Raw genomic sequence first — 20,186 nt, 5'->3', positions numbered from 1 at the left:
CTTACCTGCTAAACTGCACGAATCAATTATTCAGCAGCAGCTGTTCCCGGAAGACACGTATCCACAACAGTTGAGTTCATTACATTTAAAACTGTCATAAAACATCGTCTCCTTCCGAAATTTAAGATGCTGTTATCATAATTGGTGCAGCAGTAAAATGTCAACCCCAAATTTTCCAGATTACAAAATAGCCTTTAATTCTTTCAGCTCACGGATCATTTTCCAAGGTTGGATGTCCAGCTGATCGTCCCAAGGATGTTTCCTTTGCAGCCAAATTCCTTCAAGGCCAGCCTTACCTGCACCCCAGATATCATTTACCGGATGATCCCCTATAAACAAGGTTTGATCCGCAGAGGCACCCAGCTTGTCTAGTGCCAATTGATAAATCGCAGGATCAGGCTTCGCAATGCCAACTTCTCCAGATATAACTATAGCATTGAAGTACTCTCGCAGGCCGAGAATATCGATTTTGGTGTTCTGGATTTCTTTTTTACCGTTGGTGACCAGCCCCAAAGTATATCCACGCTCCACGCAATACTCCAGAACCTCCAAAGCATGCTCCATGACTGCGCCATGATTGATGTAGCTCGCATCATAATACGCCCGGATATGTTCAGCCGTCACAGGCTTTTCCCAAGGCAGGATCTCACTAAGTTCTAAGAAAAATCCGTCTTTATCACGATAGCCATCAGCGTCTCTGTGGATCATATCCTCAATCACGGCCTGCGCTTCCGCAGGTTTCAGATGCCCAAGAAAATCCTGCACGAACTGAGTGCTAAAGCTGCGAAATGTATAGTCGCGATCCATTAAAGTATTGTCCAGATCAAATAAAATAGCTTGTACTTCCTTCATCAAGCGATTCCCCTTACATGCTGTTAATTTTCAAACCTAACCTACAGAATGTAATTGTACTATGCCTTAAGAGACAAAGAAAAGACTATTCAACAAAAAGGATTTATGGCTTCCCTTTTACTGAACAGTCTTTATGAAGATTCGTATCTGCGTCATTCCTTTACTCGAAATGCTCTGCCCGATGGGTCAGCATCATTTCTTCATCCGTAATATACAGCGGAAAAGGAGGTGTTTCTTTTAGATAACTTTCTGTAGATAACAATCGATAATGAACCTCTGGCAACCAGGTGTCTTCAAGCAACGGTAGCTTGCCTGTATCACTAATATAACTGTCTACAGCAGCCTGAACTAAATCCAGATAATACGGCACTAACTTGTCTTCTTCCTCGAAAATTTCATAGGTCTCTCGTGACATATAGAAATTCCGTTCGGGTATTCCACCCAAATAACGTTTCAGGCGACTCATATCGATTCTTTTGTCCTCTAAGATTAATGCTGTTCTATTAATAGGTCCAGGCATATCTTCTTCGAACTTTCGAATCGCCTGTTTCACTTGGGGTAATGTGACGGTTACATGATCTGATTTGGGTTGCTTTTTTGTGCGTTTAAATAACATAACGAAAGTCTCCTTTCTAAATATGTCTCAGATAACGCTTACAATTCCATTTTATTCGAAATTCGAATAATTAATCAGTACATTTCAAATCGACACAGAATGTTAATATTTAAAAGATCATTATTTGACATATTCCCACCGAGTCCATACTTCTCGAGGATTTAGTTCATACTTGTCCTTCTCACGATACATAAACTGATGCATGATGAATTCACGACGAATAGTGGCGAAATCTTCATGAAACTGCTTAATAAACTCATTGATTTCCTTTTCCGTATAAACAACTCCTGGCTCCAGCTTCTCAACCATGTATTGAAGCGCTATCAATTTCTTCTTGTATTGTGCTGGAATTTGCCGCAGCCGGCCATCTTTAGAGAAAAAATTACGAATTACAGTATCCTGAAGACTATTCTCAGGTAATTGCTCTTCCATATTCTCAGCTCCTTTCGAAAAAATAAACTGCAGTGAAGCCTCAGCACCATTATTGATAAACTCCGGATTCAACTTAAAATAAACTGTATTTTTGTCGCGTCTTTCTTTTATTAGAGCCGCTTCACGTAATTTAGCCGCATGATGAGTGACTGTAGGCTGCGATAAATTCAACTTCTCAGCCAGCGCTTGCCCGTGCATTTCTCCTTGGGACAGAAGCAACAATAAGCGAAGACGCGTTGGATCAGCTAAAGCTTTATGATAACTCACGATTTTCTCCAACTGCACTGGGTTCACGCTCCTAGAATTTCACAATAAATTGAAACATTAGATATATATCTAATTATATAATAATCAACGTTATTCTTGCAATGGTTATTATACTCAATCTGCTCTTATGGAAAAATTCATGAATTTAGGGTAGGATTTAAAGAAAAGATAGTAACAATCAGGAGGTAACCCGCTTTATGAAAGATGTCATTATTATCGGTGCAGGTCCTTGCGGCCTCTCGGCAGCTATCGAATGCCAACGCCAAGGCCTGTCCAGCCTTATCATTGAAAAAAGCTTTATTGTACACTCCATTTATTTGTATCCAACAAATATGCAATTTTTCAGTACGGCTCAGTTATTAGAAATCGGGGATGTTCCGTTCACTTCGACCAACGACAAACCTTACCGTCACGAAGCGCTTGTCTATTATCGCCGAGCCGCTGAGCAATATGGTCTAGAGATCGCCGCTTATGAAGAAGCTTTATCCATTGAGCCGCTTGAAGATGGAACCTTTGCCGTACATACGTCAAATATGCGTGGTGAGCATCAGAAACGTATCACTGCTAATGTAGTTATAGCAACAGGTTATTTTGATCAGCCGAATATGATTGGCATTCCAGGTGAAGAACTACCTAAAGTTACTCATTATTTCGGTGAAGCTCATCCTTACACGGGAATGAAGGTAACTGTAATTGGCGGCAGTAATTCCGCAGTAGATGCAGCGCTGGAGCTTATGCGTGTAGGAGCTACGGTAGATATGGTATATCGTGGTGAAAGCATCTCAGAGAATATTAAACCTTGGGTTCGGCCAATCTTTGAAGGCATGGTGCAAAAAGGGAAAATCACTCTGCACTTAGGCTCGCGTGTCACTGAAATTACTGCAAGCTCAGTAATTGTTACGGATCATAAGGGGGACAAGAAAGCATTGGATAATGATTTCGTTCTTGCCTTGACTGGCTTCCGTCCTAGCCGTACCCTCCTCACTTCAGCGGGTGTGATCATGGATGACGACATGGATAAGCCTGCTTTTAACACCTCTACCATGGAAAGTAATGTTCCAGGGTTGTATGTTGCTGGAGTAATCGCCTCCGGCCGCAATGCTAACGAAGTGTTTATTGAGACCGGAAGAGGGCATGGTAAGCTTATCGCAGATCACATTGTGTCAAAAGAAAGTTCTAATCCTAAGGAGTTGAAACATTAAGATGGACATGACCTCTTTGCTTTTGCTTGGACTTACAGCGCTTGGAATTATCAGCAGCAATTCCCCTGTAACAATAGCAATGGTCGTCCTATTACTGCTAAGAGTACTTGGCCTGCAGCAAACCTTTCCTTGGCTAGAAAAATACGGTTTAACCATCGGGATTATCATCCTGACCATCGGGGTCATGACCCCATTAGCCAGCGGCAAAATATCGTTGCAGACAGTCGGTCAATCCTTCTTGCACTGGAAGTCCTTGCTTGCTATCGCTATCGGCATTCTCGTCGCTTTTCTTGGAGGCCGCGGTGCTACGCTCATGACCAACCAACCCACAGTTGTTGCGGGTCTGCTGATTGGCACAGTGATCGGGGTTGCATTATTTAAAGGCGTTCCGGTCGGTCCGCTGATCGCAGCCGGCATTTTATCACTTATGATCGGCAAAATGTAATAGAACAGCACAAAAAGACCGCTTTTGGCGGTCTTTTTTTATTGTGCCTTTTTTGAACCTTCTTCTTCATTATTCCTCCACCTGAGAAATGGACTGCGGAATTTGCTGTGCTGCTCTTTTTTCAACGACTAATAAATCTTCAACGCCATACTCTGTCTTAATTTTCTGCAACTGCTTCAAAGCCTCTTCTTCTGTATTAAAATATCCTGCTTCCACGAGATATAAGCCTTTCTGATCCTTTAACATCCGCATATCCTCTAACCCATATAACATTTCTTCAGCCATACCCAGCGCCTCACCAGAAGGCTGTGAGACCGTTCTTAAGGAATATACAGAGCCCCCTTTTGCTTCGTCTCCTTTCTCTTTTAACGTAATCACTACCTGTGCTGGCTCTTTATATTCTTTCACCTCATAAGCAACCGAGTCCGTAAGTGTGACATTGAACCGAATGGCCGAATCATCTAGTGTAATTAGTGGATAAGCATCCTGAACATATCGGCTTTGTTTTAATGTCTCCAGATCTTTGACTGCTGAGAATTTTCTGGCCCCACTTACTGTAATCGTCATTGTTGCCGGATTTTCCGTAAACTTTACGTTATATGAGCTTGCCATCTGTTGAGTTTCATCCGGATTTGCAAAATTCAAAATCAATTGATCACTATTCTTCAGTTGTTTGACCGAAATAAAATTCACATCTACTCCATCCTGAATGGTTCCCCCTCCTGCGCTTCCCTCCGTAAATTGCAGAACACTGACCAGCTTACCTAGAACCGGTATTTGATCCATACTACTCGCAAAAGCAGGAACCGTATTTACACCCACCGTAAAAGAAATCAATACAGCAGCAGCTACTGATCCTGTCCATTTCAAGGCACGTTTTGAAGAACTGTTTTTCTGTTTATAGATTTTCCCTCTTTCAATTCCTTTACGAGAAGCGAATGATAGTTCTTTAGGAATTTCAATCTCATTATAGGCTTGTTGTAGACGTTCTAGTTGCTTATCCAAAGTTCTCACTCTCCTCCATACTTATTTTTAATTTTTCCAAACCTCTATAAATAACGGTTTTGACGCTGCTCAGGGGCATATCTAGAACCTCTGCAATTTCCTTTATGGGCAAGTCCTCCAAATATCTCATCACAATCACCATTCTTGATTTTTCATCAAGGCCGCTGAGCGCTTCATGCAAGTCCATAACTTCTTCCCTAGATTTCGGAGCATAGCTGCCTCCTAGCTCTTGATCTATATACACGATTTTTTTAGATTTACGGATAAAGTCCAGCGCACAGTTGACAGCGATCTTGGTGAGCCAAGTTTTAAAATATTGCGGTTGCTTCAATTTATGAATGGAGATATAGGCTTTGAAGACGGTCTCCTGCACAATCTCCAGCGCATCCTCTTGATTCCGCACATAGGAGTAGGCCATTCGGTATAAACGCTCCTGCATGCCGTCAATAAGAACAGTAAAGCTGTCTTCATCACCAGCTATCGCCTTTTCCTCAAGCGTGGTTTTATTCACGTTCCTCACTTCCTTTCATGATGTTTATAAGCTTTAGACGCACATGATCACCGAAAAGACTCAAGTCCCCTGTAGAATTTTTGCCATAGTATAAGTTACTGTGTGCCACAAGCCTGATTGGAATTCAAAAAAAGTGGCCTTCTCTTTCGAGAGGACCACTAAAGTGTTTAATTATTCAAAACATATTAAGCGTCTAAATGCTGTACGTTAAATAATCGCGCATAACTACCCTCTATCGACATCAGCTGTTCATGCGTACCCCGTTCAGTAATTTCACCATTCTCAAGTACGACAATCTGATCTGCATGAGTAATCGTTGACAGTCTATGCGCTACAATTAGTGTAGTACGTTGCGAAGAAAGGGACTGCAGCGCTTGTTGAATTAAATGCTCCGATTCCAGATCCAGCGCCGAAGTAGCCTCGTCTAATATAAGAACCTTCGGATCCTTGAGAAATACCCTTGCGATAGCAACCCGCTGCTTCTGTCCTCCGGATAGCTTAACACCACGTTCTCCCACTTCTGTCTCATAACCCAGTGGCAGCTGCTCAATAAAATCATGCGCATTGGCAGCTTTCGCTGCTGAAATGACCTCTTCTTCCGTGGCGTTAGGATTACCGAATAAAATATTCTCACGCACAGATCCGCTGAATAAGAAATTATCTTGTAAGACCATACCGACAGACCTGCGCAAGCTTTCCTGTGTTAATTCCTGTATATCATAACCATCCATTTGGAGGCTGCCTTTACTGATGTCATAGAATCTCGGGATCAAGCTTATAAGGGAGGACTTTCCTCCACCGCTCATTCCGACGAACGCAATGGTCTGTCCGGGCTGAATACTCAGATTAATATCTTTTAAGACCCAATCATTCTCTTCGTTATATTTAAACCATACATTCTGAAAAGCAATCTCACCACGTGCATCCTTTAGCACTTTTGCTCCCGGCTTGTCTACAATATCGTAAGGCTCATTCAGCAGCTCAAGCACCCGTTCAAGAGAAGCAGAGGCTTGTGTAAGCACCGTCGAGGAATTAATCAATCTTCGCAGCGGAGAATACATCCGGTCCAGATAGCCAAAGAAAGCTACAAAGGTACCTACTGTCAAATTGCCATGAATGACCTGATAACCACCATATCCGATGACCAAAAGAGGTGCTATATCCGTTAATGTATTAATAATTGCGAAGGTCATAGCGTTCCAGCGGGTTTGCGCCATCGCTTTTTTAAGAAAGTTACCGTTGATGTCTTCAAACTGCTTCTGATCCACTTTTTCCATCGTAAAGCTGCGGATAATTGATATCCCTTGAATCCGTTCATGGAGATAACCTTGAATGCCAGCCAGAGCTTGGGAACGATCTTTCGTTAAAAGCTTAAGCCGCTTATACAATTTGTTAACAGCAATTGCGTAAAAAGGCAATACCGAGATAGACACGAGCGCCAGCACCGGATTTAAATAAAACATAAATCCCAAAGCAAAAACTAGCGTAAACGTGTCGAGCCATACATTCATCATGCCGACTTCGACCAAATTTTTGGTCTGCTCAACATCGTTAATAAATCTGGAGATGGCTTCTCCCACCTTGGTATTCTGATAATACCGCAGTGACAGCCGCTGTAAATGACTGTAAAGCTTATTTCGCATATCGAACAACACTTTACTTGTGATAAGCTGAGCAAAGTATTGGCGATAATACTCCACGGGTCCTCTTACGATAACAAATAAAATTAAGGCACCACCCAGAATAAGCATCAAATGCGATACCCGTTCCTCAATCCCCATGCTCGGGTTCATTAGGAGGTCATCAACCACGTATTTCAGAATCATTGGCAGTGTTAGCGGAATACTGAATTTGATCATGCCGATAAACAGCGTAAACACAATCAATTTCATATAAGGTCGTACAAAAGTAAAATATGATTTCCATTGCTTCACAGGAATATTCTTTCCCTTCTCTTTAGTGAGTTGCTAAGTACAGTTGACTTTTGCTCTCTACAGTGTTTTTATAATTTTAGATCATAAGTACAATTGCAGTACCGAACTTCAGGAGGATAACGATGTCTAGACAATTTGTGACGGAAGCCGTCATGATGGCGATTTACGGCCAGCTTCTCGTATCGAGCAGCCCTGTAGAATATATAGTGCCTTATACTACTGTGATGGAACTATACGAACTGCGAGACAGCGATGATCCGTTGATGAACCGTCCGGACGACGACAAGCATGTTAAGTTGAAGATTAGTGAGCTCATTGCTTATTTTGAAGAACCGCTCAACGCGAAGAAGATCAACCGCTGTTTAGCAGTGCCATGGGCGAAAAGCTCAGGTATTCTCCTTGGCGGGCAATCCAAAATCACCATCATTAACAGCATGGATACCGCTGTCTACGGTGAGATGTTCGATCCCATCGAAACAGAGCTTCTGCTGTCCTCACAACGTGAGAAAGTACCTATCCTAACGGATCAATTTGAATTGATTCAACGGATCATCGAGGGTGGAGTTCCAGTTCAGGTGTACGATATTGACGACTTCGACTTCGCTCTGGAGGAAGAAACCTCTCGCAATTTGCACTGATAACACCTATGTATTTCCAACTGGAATACCCTCATTTTTAAAGACAGCATTTGAAAAGCCCCTGCCTTTTGGCAAGGGCTTTTCCTGATTAAAATAAACAATCATTAAGACAACTATACCTGCACTTCGCCGGATACCGGCTTTGGTTCGTACTTATATTCAATGTCATCCTCTGACTCAGAGTATACGATAGATAGGTCATGACCTTCCATATACCACAAGTCCTGCTCCTCCATGTAGAACACAATATCATCCTGTTTGACCTGAATAGCTGGACGCCCAGGCGCTTCTGTAGCAATGCCCAGCGAAAAACCGGGGTGAAGTCCACCTCCCGAGCTATACCGGGGAAATAAACGAATATAGTCTCCATTCTTAAGGTCCAATTCTCTCTTAAACCAAGCTGCCGCTGCTTGACTAATTTCCATGTTCATTTCTCTCAGCTCCTTTGTATATTCTAATCATAACGAAAATAAGTCGATATTCAAACAACTTTATGCAATTAATGATTTCCCAATCCATTTAAAATTAAGTTTGACAAATTCGCGAACCGGATGATAAACTCTGAACATAACTAAACGTCTTCTAGTTATTACCAAATTAATGAAAGGGGTGAGCGCGGTGTTTACGAAGTTACAGCCATATTATTTTACTATTGTTGGAATTTTTACTCAACCGAATACCGAAGCAGCCCAAGTGATTAAGCCATCCTGAAGTTTTTGCGAGTCTTATGGACCGTATAACTTTAGTTCTTGAAGGTCTCTCACATGCTTGGTGCTGTAACGCACCGTGCGCATGATAGCTGTAAATTACAGGCATATCGTCCGTTTTCGGATGATATGCCTTTTTTGTTTGCTGAAGAGATAATCACTTGCGCTTTTATCAGCATCACAAGCAATCATTACAACCTGAAAGGAAGGGATTTACTTGTTCTCTGTTCTTCGCGATCTCGGCTGGTTTTTTCGCCGAGAAAAAAGGCGTTACCTGATTGGACTCATATTACTCATAGGTGTAGGCGTTCTTGAATTACTCCCTCCACGTCTGCTAGGCAATGCCATTGACGACATAGTACGCGGTTCGATTACTACAGCTTCGCTTGCCAAATATATCGGCATGATCTTTATTTTGCTGCTAGTTATTTATTGGATTACCTACATATGGATGCACAAACTTTTCGGAGGTTCCAACCTTGTTGAGCGCCTGCTGCGCTCCCGATTTATGAATCATCTTATGACTATGACACCCTCGTTCTTCGAAAAAAATAGAACTGGTGACCTCATGGCCCGGGCAACCAATGATATCAGAGCCGTCTCAGCTACCGTAGGATTCGGGATGCTTACACTGGTGGATTCTACAATCTACCTCACGGTTGTGCTGTTTGCGATGGGCTTTCTCGTGAGTTGGAAATTGACCCTTGCAGCAGTATTACCATTACCCCTAATTGCAATAGCTATGATTTTTTATGGTAAAGCTATTCATGATCGATACAGCTTAGCGCAGGATGCATTCGGAGATATGAATGACCAAGTGCTCGAATCTGTCTCTGGTGTACGCGTAATCCGTGCTTATGTCCAAGAGCGTCTTGATGAAAAACGTTTCTCGGATATTACTGAAGATGTTTACAACAAAAATATGGCCGTAGCTCGTGTCGATGCTTTCTTCGAACCAACTATCCGCTTCTGCGTCGGACTCAGCTACATTATTGGTCTTACTTATGGGATTTACCTTGTATTCCGCAATCAGATCACACTGGGTGATCTAGTCTCCTTTAATATGTACCTCGGTATGATTGTATGGCCGATGTTCGCTATTGGAGAATTGATCAACATTATGCAGCGTGGTGGAGCTTCCCTCGAACGTATCGACGAGACGTTAAACTCCAAACCCGATGTTCAAAATGCTGCCCATCCTGTTCAAGTTCCCCACCCTACTCGAATCGAGCTTAACGATGTGACTTTCCGTTATCCTTCTTCGACGATAGACAATCTAGTCCATGTCAACTTAACCCTGAACCAAGGGCAGACATTAGGTGTAGTCGGGCGTACAGGAAGCGGGAAATCTACACTGCTCAAACAATTGCTCCGCGAATATCCGACAGGTAATGGAGAGATCCTTATCTCTGGCGTGCCTATTCAACAGATTTCCCTGGATCAGCTGCATAGCTGGATGGGTTATGTTCCGCAAGAGCAAATTCTTTTCTCCAAATCCGTTCGGCAAAACATTCAGTTTGGTCTAGACAACGCCGATGACGATACGATTATGCAAGCCATTACAGCTGCCGCTTTCCAGAACGACCTGGGCACATTGTCCGATGGTCTGGATACTCTGGTGGGTGAACGTGGTGTATCTCTCTCCGGTGGACAAAAGCAACGTGTCTCTCTGTCCAGAGCTTTTATCGCTAATCCTGATATTCTTATTCTGGACGATGCCTTATCAGCCGTTGACGCTCGTACGGAAGCTCAGATTATCGACAATATCCGGAATGAACGTGCCGGAAAAACCACATTAATCTCTACTCACCGTCTCTCCGCCGTCCAACATGCCGATATGATTGTTGTACTGGATAACGGACAAATCGTTGAGCGAGGTACACATCAGGAGCTGTTGGATTTGAATGGCTGGTACCGTGAACAATATGATCGGCAGCAAGTCGAAAATAACTTATCGAATGATTAAACTACAACCATAAATAAACGAGCTACGACTACGCAAAACATTTTAGGAGGTGTCACGGTTGACACAAAGTACAGGCAAACGCCTGCTGGAATATGCATTGACCGCAAAGAAAACCTTTATCGCAGCCCTTCTGCTGCTTTCAATCGGGGTAGCGGCAGAGCTGGCAGGTCCATTTATAGCCAAAAGCATGATCGACAATCACATGCTGGCCATCGAGAAGCCCTATTTCAGCACCACGTCTCCCGATAAGGCGGCTGAATATAACAATAGTTTATACAAACGCGGCGATCGCTTTGAGCCTGGTGAAACTAAAGGCCAAGAAATTCGTGTTCTTCAAGCAGGGAGAAGTTTTTATTTTATTAACGAAGCTGTAACACAGCCTGACGGTGAACGAAAGTTCATCGATGGAGAGATGCATATCACCCGTGGTGATAACGAAGTTATCTATCCGGCGGTTAAGCTATCGGCCAATGAGCTGTTCGCTTTTTACAAACCTGAGCTTCCTGGAATCTATCAGTTGGTCGGAATGTATGCTATTTTTCTTGTAATCTCCATCTTTGCTGAATTCGGAAAAACCTACTGGCTGCAATCTTCGGCGAATCAGGTAATCCGGAAGCTGCGGACAGATGTATACGCACATATCCAGCGACTACCCGTTCATTTTTTTGACAATTTGCCTGCTGGTAAGGTAGTGTCGCGGGTTACAAATGATACCGAGGCGATTAAGGATCTATTCATTGCCGTCCTTTCCAATTTCAGCACCGGTATTATCAATATAACTGGCGTATATATCGCTCTGTTCTTACTTGATGTCCGTCTGGGTCTGATCAGCTTGTTCATTGTACCTATTCTTGTGCTGTGGATCGTGCTCTATCGCAAAATTGCGACCAAATACAATACGATCATTCGCTCACGTCTAAGTGAAATTAACGCCATTATTAATGAATCGATTCAGGGGATGTCAATCGTCCGGATATTCCGCCGTCAGAAGCAGCTTAGTGCAGAATTTGAGAACCTGAACGATGATTACTTGAAATATCAGAATAAAATGTTAAATCTGAATGCTTTCACGTCCCACAATCTGGTGAACTCACTTCGTAGTCTCTCTTTTGTGATGGTGCTTTGGTATTTCGGACATGGCAGTATTACTGGTTCAACCTTTGTATCCTTAGGCGTTCTGTATGCCTTTGTCGATGTGCTCGGACGTTTGTTCCAGCCTATCACAGGTATGGTGAACCAGTTGGCGAACCTGGATACTTCTATGGTATCTGCGGGACGTGTGTTTACGCTTATGGATGAACCTGGAGAGAATGTTACTGACGGCTCCATGCCACGCTACAAAGGAAAAGTGGAATTTAAGAATGTATCTTTTGCTTATAAAAAAGACTACGTCCTTCGCGATATCTCCTTTGAAGCACGCCCGGGTGAAACTGTCGCTCTTGTAGGTCATACGGGTTCCGGCAAAAGCTCAATCATCAATCTGCTGTTCCGGTTCTATGATCCACAAAAAGGCGATATTACGATTGACGGTCAAAAGGTTACGGATATTCCGAAGCAGTGGCTGCGGAATCACATGGGCATCGTGCTGCAGGATCCGTACCTCTTCACGGGCACCATTGCTTCGAACGTCAGCCTAGGGGATGAACGAATTTCACGTGAACGTGTAGAACGTGCATTGCGTGAGGTTGGTGCGGATAAGTTGCTCGCTCATCTTCCACAAGGATTTGATGAACCGGTAATTGAGAAAGGAAGTACTTTATCTGCGGGTCAGCGGCAATTGATTTCTTTTGCGAGAGCTCTCTCCTTTGACCCAGCTATTCTTATTCTAGATGAAGCTACCTCCAACATCGATACAGAAACGGAAAGCGTCATTCAGGATGCGCTGGAAGTTCTCAAAAAAGGACGCACCACTTTCATCATCGCTCACCGCTTATCCACGATTCGCAGTGCAGATCAGATTCTAGTCCTGCATCACGGAGAGATCGTAGAACGCGGCAGCCACGATGAACTGATGGCGCTTGGCGGAAGATACTTCCGTATGTACCAGCTGCAAGTAGGTGCCGCTGCTAACAGCTCTGACGATAACGCTGGCGCAAGCAACCGTCCAGCACTCGGAAACTTGCAACCCTCTCTTGAGAAAATGTAATTTACAACCCTGAGTCACTTCACTGTGATTCAGGGTTTTTTCCTGCTTGATCTTAGAACAGATGTTCTGTATTATGGAAATTAATACATAACCTTGGAGGAGCAAACGATGCTTACTTATAATTTGACTAAGAAACAAGCCAGGCTTTTTCTGCTATCTCATCAAAAGTTAACTGCTGGAGCTATCCCTTCTGGAAAACTTAGTATTTATGACTATGTTCGTCACGTAGGCTGCATCCAATATGACCCCCTTAATATCGCCGGCCATAATCATGAGCTGGTCCTCCAGGCACGGATTCCGGGATTTACGCCAGAATTGGTCCAAGAGCTTCTGTATAAAGACAGGTTGCTCGTTGATGGCTGGGACAAGAACATGTCTATTTATTGTACAGAGGATTGGCCTTATTTTAAGCGCAGAAGAACAGCTGCTGCCTCCCACCATCAGGCTAATGAACCTGTAATGGTCGCTGTAGCACAGGTTCGTGAAGAGCTTCAGAAGCGTGGACCCCTCTCCTCTTTGGATTTAGACGGAAAGGAAAAAGTAGATTGGGCTTGGGCTCCGACAAGATTATCACGGGCTGCAATGGAAAGCATGTACTTTTGGGGAGAGATTGTTGTCCACCATCGTGTACATACCCGGCGATATTATGATTTCGCTGAACGTTTGTTACCCTCAGAGCTGCTGGGTTCAGCCGATCCAAATGTCACGGAAGAACAATTTCACGATTGGTATGTGTTACGTAGAATAGGAAGTATCGGCTTGTTATGGAATAAATCTGGAGACGGATGGCTGGGCATATCCGGACTGAAGAGCAAAGAGCGTGCGGCGGCGATTCAGAGATTGCTGGAGAAGGATAGTCTCAGAGAAGTTTGGATCGAGGGGATTAAGGTTCCGCTTTATATCCGCAGTATAGATGCTCCAACCTTGGAGTCTGTGATGCTGCAAGAATCCGAAGAGACTGGGCTTCAACCACGTGATTCATTTGCGGCTGTTTTGGCTCCGCTGGATAATTTGTTGTGGGAACGCGAGTTGGTTCGGCAATTATTCGGATTTCATTACCGATGGGAGGTCTATAAGCCGGCAATAGAACGAGAATATGGTTACTATGTACTGCCAATATTATATAATGATCGTTTTGTTGGCAGATTTGAACCGGTGATGGATAAGAAGAGCCAAACATTGAATATTAACAATTGGTGGTGGGAGCCTGGAGAAAGCCTAACACCGGAGATGATTCCGGCATTAGGCGAAGCTTTAACTGCACTCTCTCGCTGTGTTAGAGCTTCATCGGTTCATTTTAGACCAGAGATTGTAACAGCTTGCGGCTTAGAAGGATTATTATAATAAGTTTTCCTCCTCTAACCCAAGCTTCGTGAACATTTCTGTGCAGTAGCCTTGCAGTTTAACTTCAAGTCTACTAGCCTTATTTTTAAATCGTTTCAGCTCCCGAATCATTTTAGCCCTTCCGGCAGGCGTAAAGGTTTCCTGTATACGTTCTTTAAAGTAATCATGAACGATGTAATTACGTTGTTTCCACACTTCCTCCAACTGAGCGGTTTCTTGCTCCGAGAAAGGAAAATGATGTTGGATTTCTTTGATGAGTTGGCCGAGTGAATTGCTGAGTTTTCGCTGATAAAGGTCTGTCAGATCTGCTTCTGTTGGCGTTTTTCCTTGTGATAGCTTAGTAAGCAATAGCAAGTTGGTAAGCTGCTGCTCGAGGGCCTGTCCATAATAAACTGCCAGTCCAAAATAGGCGAATAACTCTTTCGATTGTTCACTCTCAGGTACATATGTATCCTTCATCTTTTCCCCCACTTCTGTATCCTTGTTCCTTTTATCTATACAAGTTATGTTTTGTTGTAATCCCTCTGTCTTGATCTGTACAAATAAAAACCGATAAGCAGTGTTATATATACTAATGCTTGTGCAAATGAACCTAACAACTCCGCTAATGACAATGTATCAGCTTTCATCATGGCCTCCATTACAGGAGTTACTGGCGGCAACAACCAGATCAAAAAATGAAATATACCAGGCAAACTTTCGCTGATTTGTGCTCCACCCAGTGATAGTACAACGATAGCTAATAACATACCTGTTGCGTGACTGCCTTTTTGAATCCAAGAAGATTGAAAGAATAGGGCAATAGCCACACCAAGCATACCCAACAATCCATGTCCTATAAGCGCTAGAATTAACCGATATGCCCCAGGTGATTCTGCGAAATGACCTGTTACCCAAGGATAAAGGACAATCAATATATCTAGCAGCAACGTTAGAAATGCAAGCGTTAAGATACTACCTGCACTATGTTTTGCCGCACTTCGCATGTGAACAACTGCAATCTGCCGATGAACAGCGTGCTCATGATTCAAAAAACTAAGACTCATCCAAGCGCAGCTTATAAAGAGCATTACTGCTGTAGCGGCATAGCTATTCATAACTGGATTGGGCTTATAAGAATACAATATCAAGACTGCAATCACAATCCCCGCTAACGGGCCGAAATAACGCTGAGATCGAGTATAACTTCGCAGCATGTAAACGATAAACGGATACACGTTAGCCCCCCTTGGTTCAACTCCTAGGATTCATCCATTTTTCTAAGTCATGCGATCCTCCGCGAGGTTCTACCGATTGTATTGAACCACCCGACTCCAAGATAACCCGCAAAAAAGTATCTGATTCTGAACTTGTTACTGTCAACGCTGTACGTGCTATGTTACAACTATCCTTAAACGTATTTATTGCAATGAAACCTGCCATTTCCTTCAATTGCTGCAATTTCTGAATCGACAGATTAGACAATAGTATGTATGTAGAGGGTTTAAAGTTCAGCTTCTCTGACCCCTGAATTGACTTTACAATTTTCCCTTCATGTATGACATGAACCTGATCCGCAAGCAATTCAATCCATTGGGGTTCATGTACAGAGAAGACTATAGCAGTACCCTTATTTCTCAAACCAATAAGAAGCTCAGCTAACTTATTCATTGAGGGGAGATCAAGGCCCGACATAGGTTCATCAAGAAGCAGCAACGAGGGACTCCCCAGCAAGCTTTGAATCAAATTAATTTTTTGCAGCATTCCTTTGGAGAAATTTAGCATCGACTGCTTGCGAAAGTGCTCAAGCTTAAAAAGTTGAAATAACGTTGTTAGCTCCTGCTCGATCAGGACTGGCGCAAGGCCGCTAATCTGTCCCATACTTCGCAAGTACTGTTCTGGGGTCAGCTTCAACCCTGGAAACATCTCAGGTGCATAACCAATTCTCAGATTTGAATCCTTACAACTCAGCTTTCCAGAGGAAATATGGACCAGTCCAGCTAAGATTGACAACAGCGTACTTTTGCCGGATCCGTTCCGTCCGATCAGAGCAGTTGCAGTCCCCTTTTCAATAGTAAACGATACATCTTCCAATACGGGTCGGCGTCCATACTGTTTACTGATCTGTTCTAATTCTATCAGGGGAATAGCAACATCTATACTACCGCTGGCAAAGTTACGATCTACTAAGTTCGCCACTTAACATTCTCCCTTCATATCTACTGTTAATTCTCCGGTTCCCTACGAATTTCCTCTTCTAGGAATCAAAAAAATGAAAGAACTGCCATAGCAGCCCTTTCTAAAACTTCCTTTCTATCCAGTATTCCTCCCCTTTTTTTCTACCAGTAGCATTAATCAAACAGACCTGGATATAAAAAACCAGACTATTGCTATATTTCTACAGCAACAGTCTGGCTATTAGTTCATATATGAGAGTTAAGCTATACGATCTTACGCATATACCTCAACAGCATCGCTAATCAAACGGCATGCCTCTGCAGCTTTACGGCAGGCATTAATACATTCTTGGCAGTGATTATGTATATGCTTGCTGCTCTCATCTGCGCATGCTTCACAAATCTCCGCACATAGTTTTAGAATTCCAGATACAAACGGACTTTGACGGGTCATTGCTTGAATGGCATAAGAACAAATATCCGCACATTCACGATCGAGTCGCATGCTCTCACGAAGTGATGCAAGATCATATTCTTTTAGGCTTGAGACATAGCTGTAGTTACAGGCATTCATACTTTCGAGACAAGCGTCAATGCACTCCTGATATTGAATTCGGGTCATAGCCTTCAACCTCCTGCATTTTTAATGGGTATGCCTTACTATTAACCTACAAGATTAGGAATGAACCACAGCTTCTTCTGAAGCAGAACGGATTACAGGCTTCTTTTGATCGTGCCAGGCCGAACTAAAATACGTCCTTCCATCTCCAGCAGCTTCGTGCGTAACTCACTGGATGAGAAGTGTTCCCCGATAAATACAGCTACGTCTGGGACTTCGCCTTGAGGTGTGATTTTCATAAAATCAGCTTCACGGTAAGCATATTGAAAAAGAAAACGACTGGAGGTGTCATTAAAGGTCACAATGCCTTTAGCCCTATAAACATCCCGCGGAAGCTCCTTGACGAACTGTTCAAAGGTCTCGCTGTTGACAGGTCGTTTGAAGTAATGTGTGTATGCCATCACGTGATCATGAGAAGCATGGGTGCCTCCTAAAGGTAGTTGAGCTTCCTCATGCACTTGGCTTTCGCTGTCGCTCTCTTCAAGCAGTGTATCCGTAAGAACTCCACCTGCACTACGCAGGAGCTCCTCTGTGTCGATCTCACAACGCTCCGCTGGCATAATCGGTGCATAAGAATTCCATTTTCGCAGAACAGTTGTGATCTCTTCCGCTTCATCTGCTGAGACACGGTCAGTTTTATTCAGAATCAAAACAGATGCGCAGCGAATTTGCTCCTGCATCAGTCGATAGGTTGCCCCCTGCTGCGCACGGTACAATTCGAGCAGATGCGCGGCGTCAACGACGGTGATCAAGCTTTTTAGCTCGACTTTTTGATACAGTGAAGTTTCGGTTACACCATCTACAATTTCCAACGGGTTCGCCGCACCTGTGGCCTCAATAACAACCACATCAGGTGATTCCTTCCTGATAAGAGTAGTTAGCTCTGTGCTAAGATCCCCTCGGATAGAACAACAGATACAGCCGCCGAGCAGCTCTGCCATAGGAACGGTTTGCTCAACCAGCAGCCCATCCAGGTTCACTTCACCCAGCTCATTCATCACTACTGCCGGGCGCAAGCCCTGATCTTTCCAATGTTCCAGCAGGCGCTGCAGCAGGGTAGTTTTGCCGCTTCCCAGAAATCCTGACAATATATACACAGGTACAACCTGTTCCATGATTCATCGCTCCTTGCAAATTACGGGTATGGTAGCGAGTTTACTACATGATGCCAAAGCACGCAAGCGGCACACCTATAACCTCAAAAGAATAGCGATTGATAACAAAACTTGTCTTTGCCTTCCCCATACCCTATCATGAGAACATCTCTAATTTAGGAGCTGATCTCATTGTCATCCGTTGAAGAACATCGGAAGGAAGCACCACAATCCGTTTCCTGCTACATCATTACCGTCTCAGACACCAGAACTACTGAAACAGATACCGGTGGAGCATTAATCAAATCCATGCTCGAGGCTGCCGGGTATGAAGTTATTGGTCATACCATTATCAAAGACAACTATCAGGACATTCGTGAACTACTCTATAAAAACGCTGATCACACTGAAGTTGAGGCCGTGTTGCTGACAGGTGGAACAGGAATCTCTCCCCGTGATACCACCTACGAAGCAGTTTCATCCTTGCTTGATAAAACGCTACCGGGCTTCGGTGAGATTTTTCGAATGTTAAGCTACACAGAGGACATTGGTTCGGCGGCAATCCTTAGCCGGGCAATTGCAGGTACGATTGGCAACACAGCTGTTTTTTCTATGCCTGGCTCCACTGGAGCCGTTAAATTGGCTATGGAACGGCTCATTATCCCGGAGCTTCGTCATGTAATGCGAGAGATATACAAACAATAATCCCACCCATTTTTTTATAAACTAGACAAATAACCAAGCATGCCTTTGTTCTGTGCGTATAATACGGTAAGTTCACACACAAAGGAGCTGAAGGAAATGTCAGAAGGATGTCCAAAATGCCCGGCCCAAACTGTCACTGACCCACCTAAGGTGGTTTATCAAGATTACTACCACCCTCAAGTTGTGAATGTTATTCACCCGGTAGAAATCGTTAGACGCCATCACTGTGTCCCAGTTCCTCGTCATTGCTACACCTATTCTGTTAAAGATATCATGTGCGATAACTCCATGATGCCTAGAGGCAGAAGATAACTCTACTTCATAACTCTATCAAAAGAATCCTATAAGTGAGAGAAACATCATCCATGTCCATCGCATGGGGATGTGCTCTCGCTTTTTTCTGTATAAAAGATTTGACAAACTTGACCATTCCCCCTATAATTTTGAACACTTTACGCGAAAGTGGTTTTTGATTAACCAAACAGTTAATCGGAAAGGAAAGAGATGAGCTCACTCCAAACTTTAAATCGAAAGATCAAAACGGTCGTCAGTCCTTTTCATGAGTTATTATGCAGTCTGCATGTCTTCCATCAACCAGAACACCATCCAACAAGATTACAATGGGCTCTGGAGCTCAAGAAAAGGATGCCTCTTGCTCTACAGGAGAACATCCACACACTTGGGCAGTTGTCAGACCGTTGGATCGCTCTGCTAGATTTACCGGACCGTATGGGTGTCCCTATTTCTTGCAATCAAGGAATCACCCTACTCAAAAAACTTCCGGATGCAGAGCTAGTGTATCTATTTATGAATCAAGAAATTGCACTAAGTACCCTAGTCGAATGGCTGAATGAATCTGAAGGCAAGCGTTCGCTGATGAAGTTGAGTGGAAACGTGAAGTACCTGATAAACAATCTGGCTAGTGTTCGCAAGCTGTTAATCTCAACATTAATTACATACGAACATGATTATTTCGGGCAGGAATGGGACTATATTGAACCATTTATGAACATCTCAGCCGCTCAGTTTCAAGACTTAGCCAGTCGATCCCCGGAAAAGGCACTAAATACGCTCCACCCACGCCTCCTCGCAGAGAACGGGACTCTAACAGTTCAAAAGGCAGTAACGTATTACTTTTCTTATGAACAGCTTGGACAAGTGTACGTTTTTCCTTCTACTTTCATATTTCCGCATCTGCTTGTTGGCTGGTACGAAGATACTTTATTTTTACCACTCACGGTGGATGTTCCCGGTCTTGCCTTTAGTGAAGGACCGCCGAGTGACCTGTTGCGCCAACTCAAAGCTTTAAGTGATGATACGCGGATGCGAATTCTGAAACTACTGTGGAAAAATCCACATTGTACCAAGCAGCTTGCGCCAATATTGGGTATTTCTGAAGCTGCGGTCTCTAAACAGCTAAAACAACTAAGTGAAGCAGGATTTACCCAATCACAGCGAAAAGGGAATTATTTATTTTATTCAGTGAACAAAGAAGTCTTTGATAATCTTCTCGTTCTGCAAAGGCAGTACCTTGAACAATAAGGTTA

At 43.4% G+C, this 20,186-nt stretch carries 20 protein-coding genes; 8 read left to right on the top strand and 12 right to left on the bottom strand.

Annotation, left to right across the window (positions count from 1 at the left end; translation table 11 throughout):
- Nucleotides 1–180: 180 nt before the first annotated feature.
- The 3 genes from MHH49_RS23850 to MHH49_RS23840 form a co-directional block, all read right to left on the bottom strand.
- The gene (locus tag MHH49_RS23850) at nucleotides 181–852 is read right to left on the bottom strand and encodes an HAD family hydrolase (protein WP_341138546.1); all 672 of its coding nucleotides are present in this window, start codon (nucleotides 850–852) and stop codon (nucleotides 181–183) included.
- Nucleotides 853–1,012: 160 nt separating this feature from the next.
- Nucleotides 1,013–1,468 (bottom strand): DUF3939 domain-containing protein, encoded by a 456-nt coding sequence (locus MHH49_RS23845; protein WP_036688004.1) that lies wholly within the window; start codon nucleotides 1,466–1,468, stop codon nucleotides 1,013–1,015.
- Nucleotides 1,469–1,588: 120 nt separating this feature from the next.
- Nucleotides 1,589–2,185, bottom strand: a complete 597-nt coding sequence (locus tag MHH49_RS23840) for a DUF2087 domain-containing protein (protein WP_036688006.1) — start codon at nucleotides 2,183–2,185, stop codon at nucleotides 1,589–1,591.
- A 179-nt stretch (nucleotides 2,186–2,364) separates the two neighbouring features.
- Here MHH49_RS23840 and MHH49_RS23835 point away from each other — a divergent pair, with 179 nt between their 5' ends.
- Nucleotides 2,365–3,369 (top strand): YpdA family putative bacillithiol disulfide reductase, encoded by a 1,005-nt coding sequence (locus tag MHH49_RS23835; RefSeq protein WP_036688007.1) that lies wholly within the window; start codon nucleotides 2,365–2,367, stop codon nucleotides 3,367–3,369.
- Nucleotide 3,370: 1 nt separating this feature from the next.
- Complete coding sequence (locus MHH49_RS23830) at nucleotides 3,371–3,814, top strand: DUF441 domain-containing protein (protein WP_341138545.1); 444 nt, start codon at nucleotides 3,371–3,373, stop codon at nucleotides 3,812–3,814.
- A 69-nt stretch (nucleotides 3,815–3,883) separates the two neighbouring features.
- Here the strand turns inward: MHH49_RS23830 and MHH49_RS23825 are convergent, their stop codons facing one another.
- The 3 genes from MHH49_RS23825 to MHH49_RS23815 form a co-directional block, all read right to left on the bottom strand.
- Nucleotides 3,884–4,819, bottom strand: coding sequence for a DUF4179 domain-containing protein (locus MHH49_RS23825; protein ID WP_076098752.1), 936 nt, complete (start codon nucleotides 4,817–4,819; stop codon nucleotides 3,884–3,886).
- Nucleotides 4,812–5,330: a sigma-70 family RNA polymerase sigma factor gene (locus MHH49_RS23820; RefSeq protein WP_036688013.1), complete on the bottom strand. Its 519-nt coding sequence runs from the start codon at nucleotides 5,328–5,330 to the stop codon at nucleotides 4,812–4,814. Before MHH49_RS23820 ends, MHH49_RS23825 begins: the two co-directional genes overlap by 8 nt.
- Nucleotides 5,331–5,515: 185 nt before the next feature.
- The gene (locus tag MHH49_RS23815; protein WP_036688015.1) at nucleotides 5,516–7,264 is read right to left on the bottom strand and encodes an ABC transporter ATP-binding protein; all 1,749 of its coding nucleotides are present in this window, start codon (nucleotides 7,262–7,264) and stop codon (nucleotides 5,516–5,518) included.
- A 122-nt stretch (nucleotides 7,265–7,386) separates the two neighbouring features.
- Between MHH49_RS23815 and MHH49_RS23810 the strand changes: the two genes are divergently transcribed.
- Entirely contained in the window at nucleotides 7,387–7,902 is a 516-nt protein-coding gene (locus MHH49_RS23810; RefSeq protein ID WP_038571616.1) for a hypothetical protein, read from the top strand.
- Between the two features lie 113 nt (nucleotides 7,903–8,015).
- On the opposite strand, the gene MHH49_RS23805 is transcribed toward MHH49_RS23810, so the two are convergent.
- Nucleotides 8,016–8,333, bottom strand: coding sequence for a HesB/YadR/YfhF family protein (locus MHH49_RS23805; protein ID WP_094903204.1), 318 nt, complete (start codon nucleotides 8,331–8,333; stop codon nucleotides 8,016–8,018).
- A gap of 493 nt (nucleotides 8,334–8,826) precedes the next feature.
- On the opposite strand from MHH49_RS23805, the gene MHH49_RS23800 reads away from it, so the two are divergent.
- The 3 genes from MHH49_RS23800 (at nucleotide 8,827) to MHH49_RS23790 (ending at nucleotide 14,065) form a co-directional block, all read left to right on the top strand.
- On the top strand, nucleotides 8,827–10,575 hold the full coding sequence (locus tag MHH49_RS23800; protein WP_076273304.1) for an ABC transporter ATP-binding protein: 1,749 nt from the start codon (nucleotides 8,827–8,829) through the stop codon (nucleotides 10,573–10,575).
- Nucleotides 10,576–10,633: 58 nt separating this feature from the next.
- Complete coding sequence (locus MHH49_RS23795; RefSeq protein ID WP_341138544.1) at nucleotides 10,634–12,721, top strand: ABC transporter ATP-binding protein; 2,088 nt, start codon at nucleotides 10,634–10,636, stop codon at nucleotides 12,719–12,721.
- A 108-nt stretch (nucleotides 12,722–12,829) separates the two neighbouring features.
- Nucleotides 12,830–14,065 (top strand): winged helix-turn-helix domain-containing protein, encoded by a 1,236-nt coding sequence (locus tag MHH49_RS23790; protein ID WP_341138543.1) that lies wholly within the window; start codon nucleotides 12,830–12,832, stop codon nucleotides 14,063–14,065.
- Here the strand turns inward: MHH49_RS23790 and MHH49_RS23785 are convergent.
- The 5 genes from MHH49_RS23785 to MHH49_RS23765 all read right to left on the bottom strand — a co-directional run bounded on the left by MHH49_RS23785 (nucleotide 14,060) and on the right by MHH49_RS23765 (nucleotide 17,955).
- Complete coding sequence (locus tag MHH49_RS23785; RefSeq protein WP_038571625.1) at nucleotides 14,060–14,524, bottom strand: hypothetical protein; 465 nt, start codon at nucleotides 14,522–14,524, stop codon at nucleotides 14,060–14,062. The genes MHH49_RS23790 and MHH49_RS23785 overlap by 6 nt on opposite strands.
- Nucleotides 14,525–14,568: 44 nt before the next feature.
- The gene (locus MHH49_RS23780) at nucleotides 14,569–15,282 is read right to left on the bottom strand and encodes a hypothetical protein (protein ID WP_341138542.1); all 714 of its coding nucleotides are present in this window, start codon (nucleotides 15,280–15,282) and stop codon (nucleotides 14,569–14,571) included.
- Nucleotides 15,283–15,298: 16 nt separating this feature from the next.
- Complete coding sequence (locus MHH49_RS23775) at nucleotides 15,299–16,243, bottom strand: ABC transporter ATP-binding protein (protein ID WP_341138541.1); 945 nt, start codon at nucleotides 16,241–16,243, stop codon at nucleotides 15,299–15,301.
- 252 nt (nucleotides 16,244–16,495) lie between these two features.
- A complete protein-coding gene (locus tag MHH49_RS23770; protein ID WP_036688030.1) occupies nucleotides 16,496–16,843 on the bottom strand; it encodes a four-helix bundle copper-binding protein in 348 nt (115 codons plus the stop codon).
- 92 nt (nucleotides 16,844–16,935) lie between these two features.
- Nucleotides 16,936–17,955, bottom strand: coding sequence for a CobW family GTP-binding protein (locus MHH49_RS23765; RefSeq protein WP_341138540.1), 1,020 nt, complete (start codon nucleotides 17,953–17,955; stop codon nucleotides 16,936–16,938).
- Nucleotides 17,956–18,120: 165 nt separating this feature from the next.
- Between MHH49_RS23765 and MHH49_RS23760 the strand changes: the two genes are divergently transcribed.
- Together MHH49_RS23760 and MHH49_RS23755 are read left to right on the top strand one after the other, a co-directional pair.
- Nucleotides 18,121–18,639 carry a MogA/MoaB family molybdenum cofactor biosynthesis protein gene (locus tag MHH49_RS23760; RefSeq protein WP_036688034.1) on the top strand — a complete coding sequence of 173 codons (519 nt, stop codon included), beginning with the start codon at nucleotides 18,121–18,123 and terminating at the stop codon, nucleotides 18,637–18,639.
- 504 nt (nucleotides 18,640–19,143) lie between these two features.
- On the top strand, nucleotides 19,144–20,181 hold the full coding sequence (locus MHH49_RS23755; RefSeq protein WP_341138539.1) for an ArsR/SmtB family transcription factor: 1,038 nt from the start codon (nucleotides 19,144–19,146) through the stop codon (nucleotides 20,179–20,181).
- Nucleotides 20,182–20,186: the final 5 nt, after the last annotated feature.

Source organism: Paenibacillus sp. FSL F4-0122 (genome assembly GCF_038002845.1).
Classification (GTDB): domain Bacteria; phylum Bacillota; class Bacilli; order Paenibacillales; family Paenibacillaceae; genus Paenibacillus_AQ; species Paenibacillus_AQ odorifer.
This window is presented reverse-complemented; position numbering and strand designations above follow the sequence as displayed.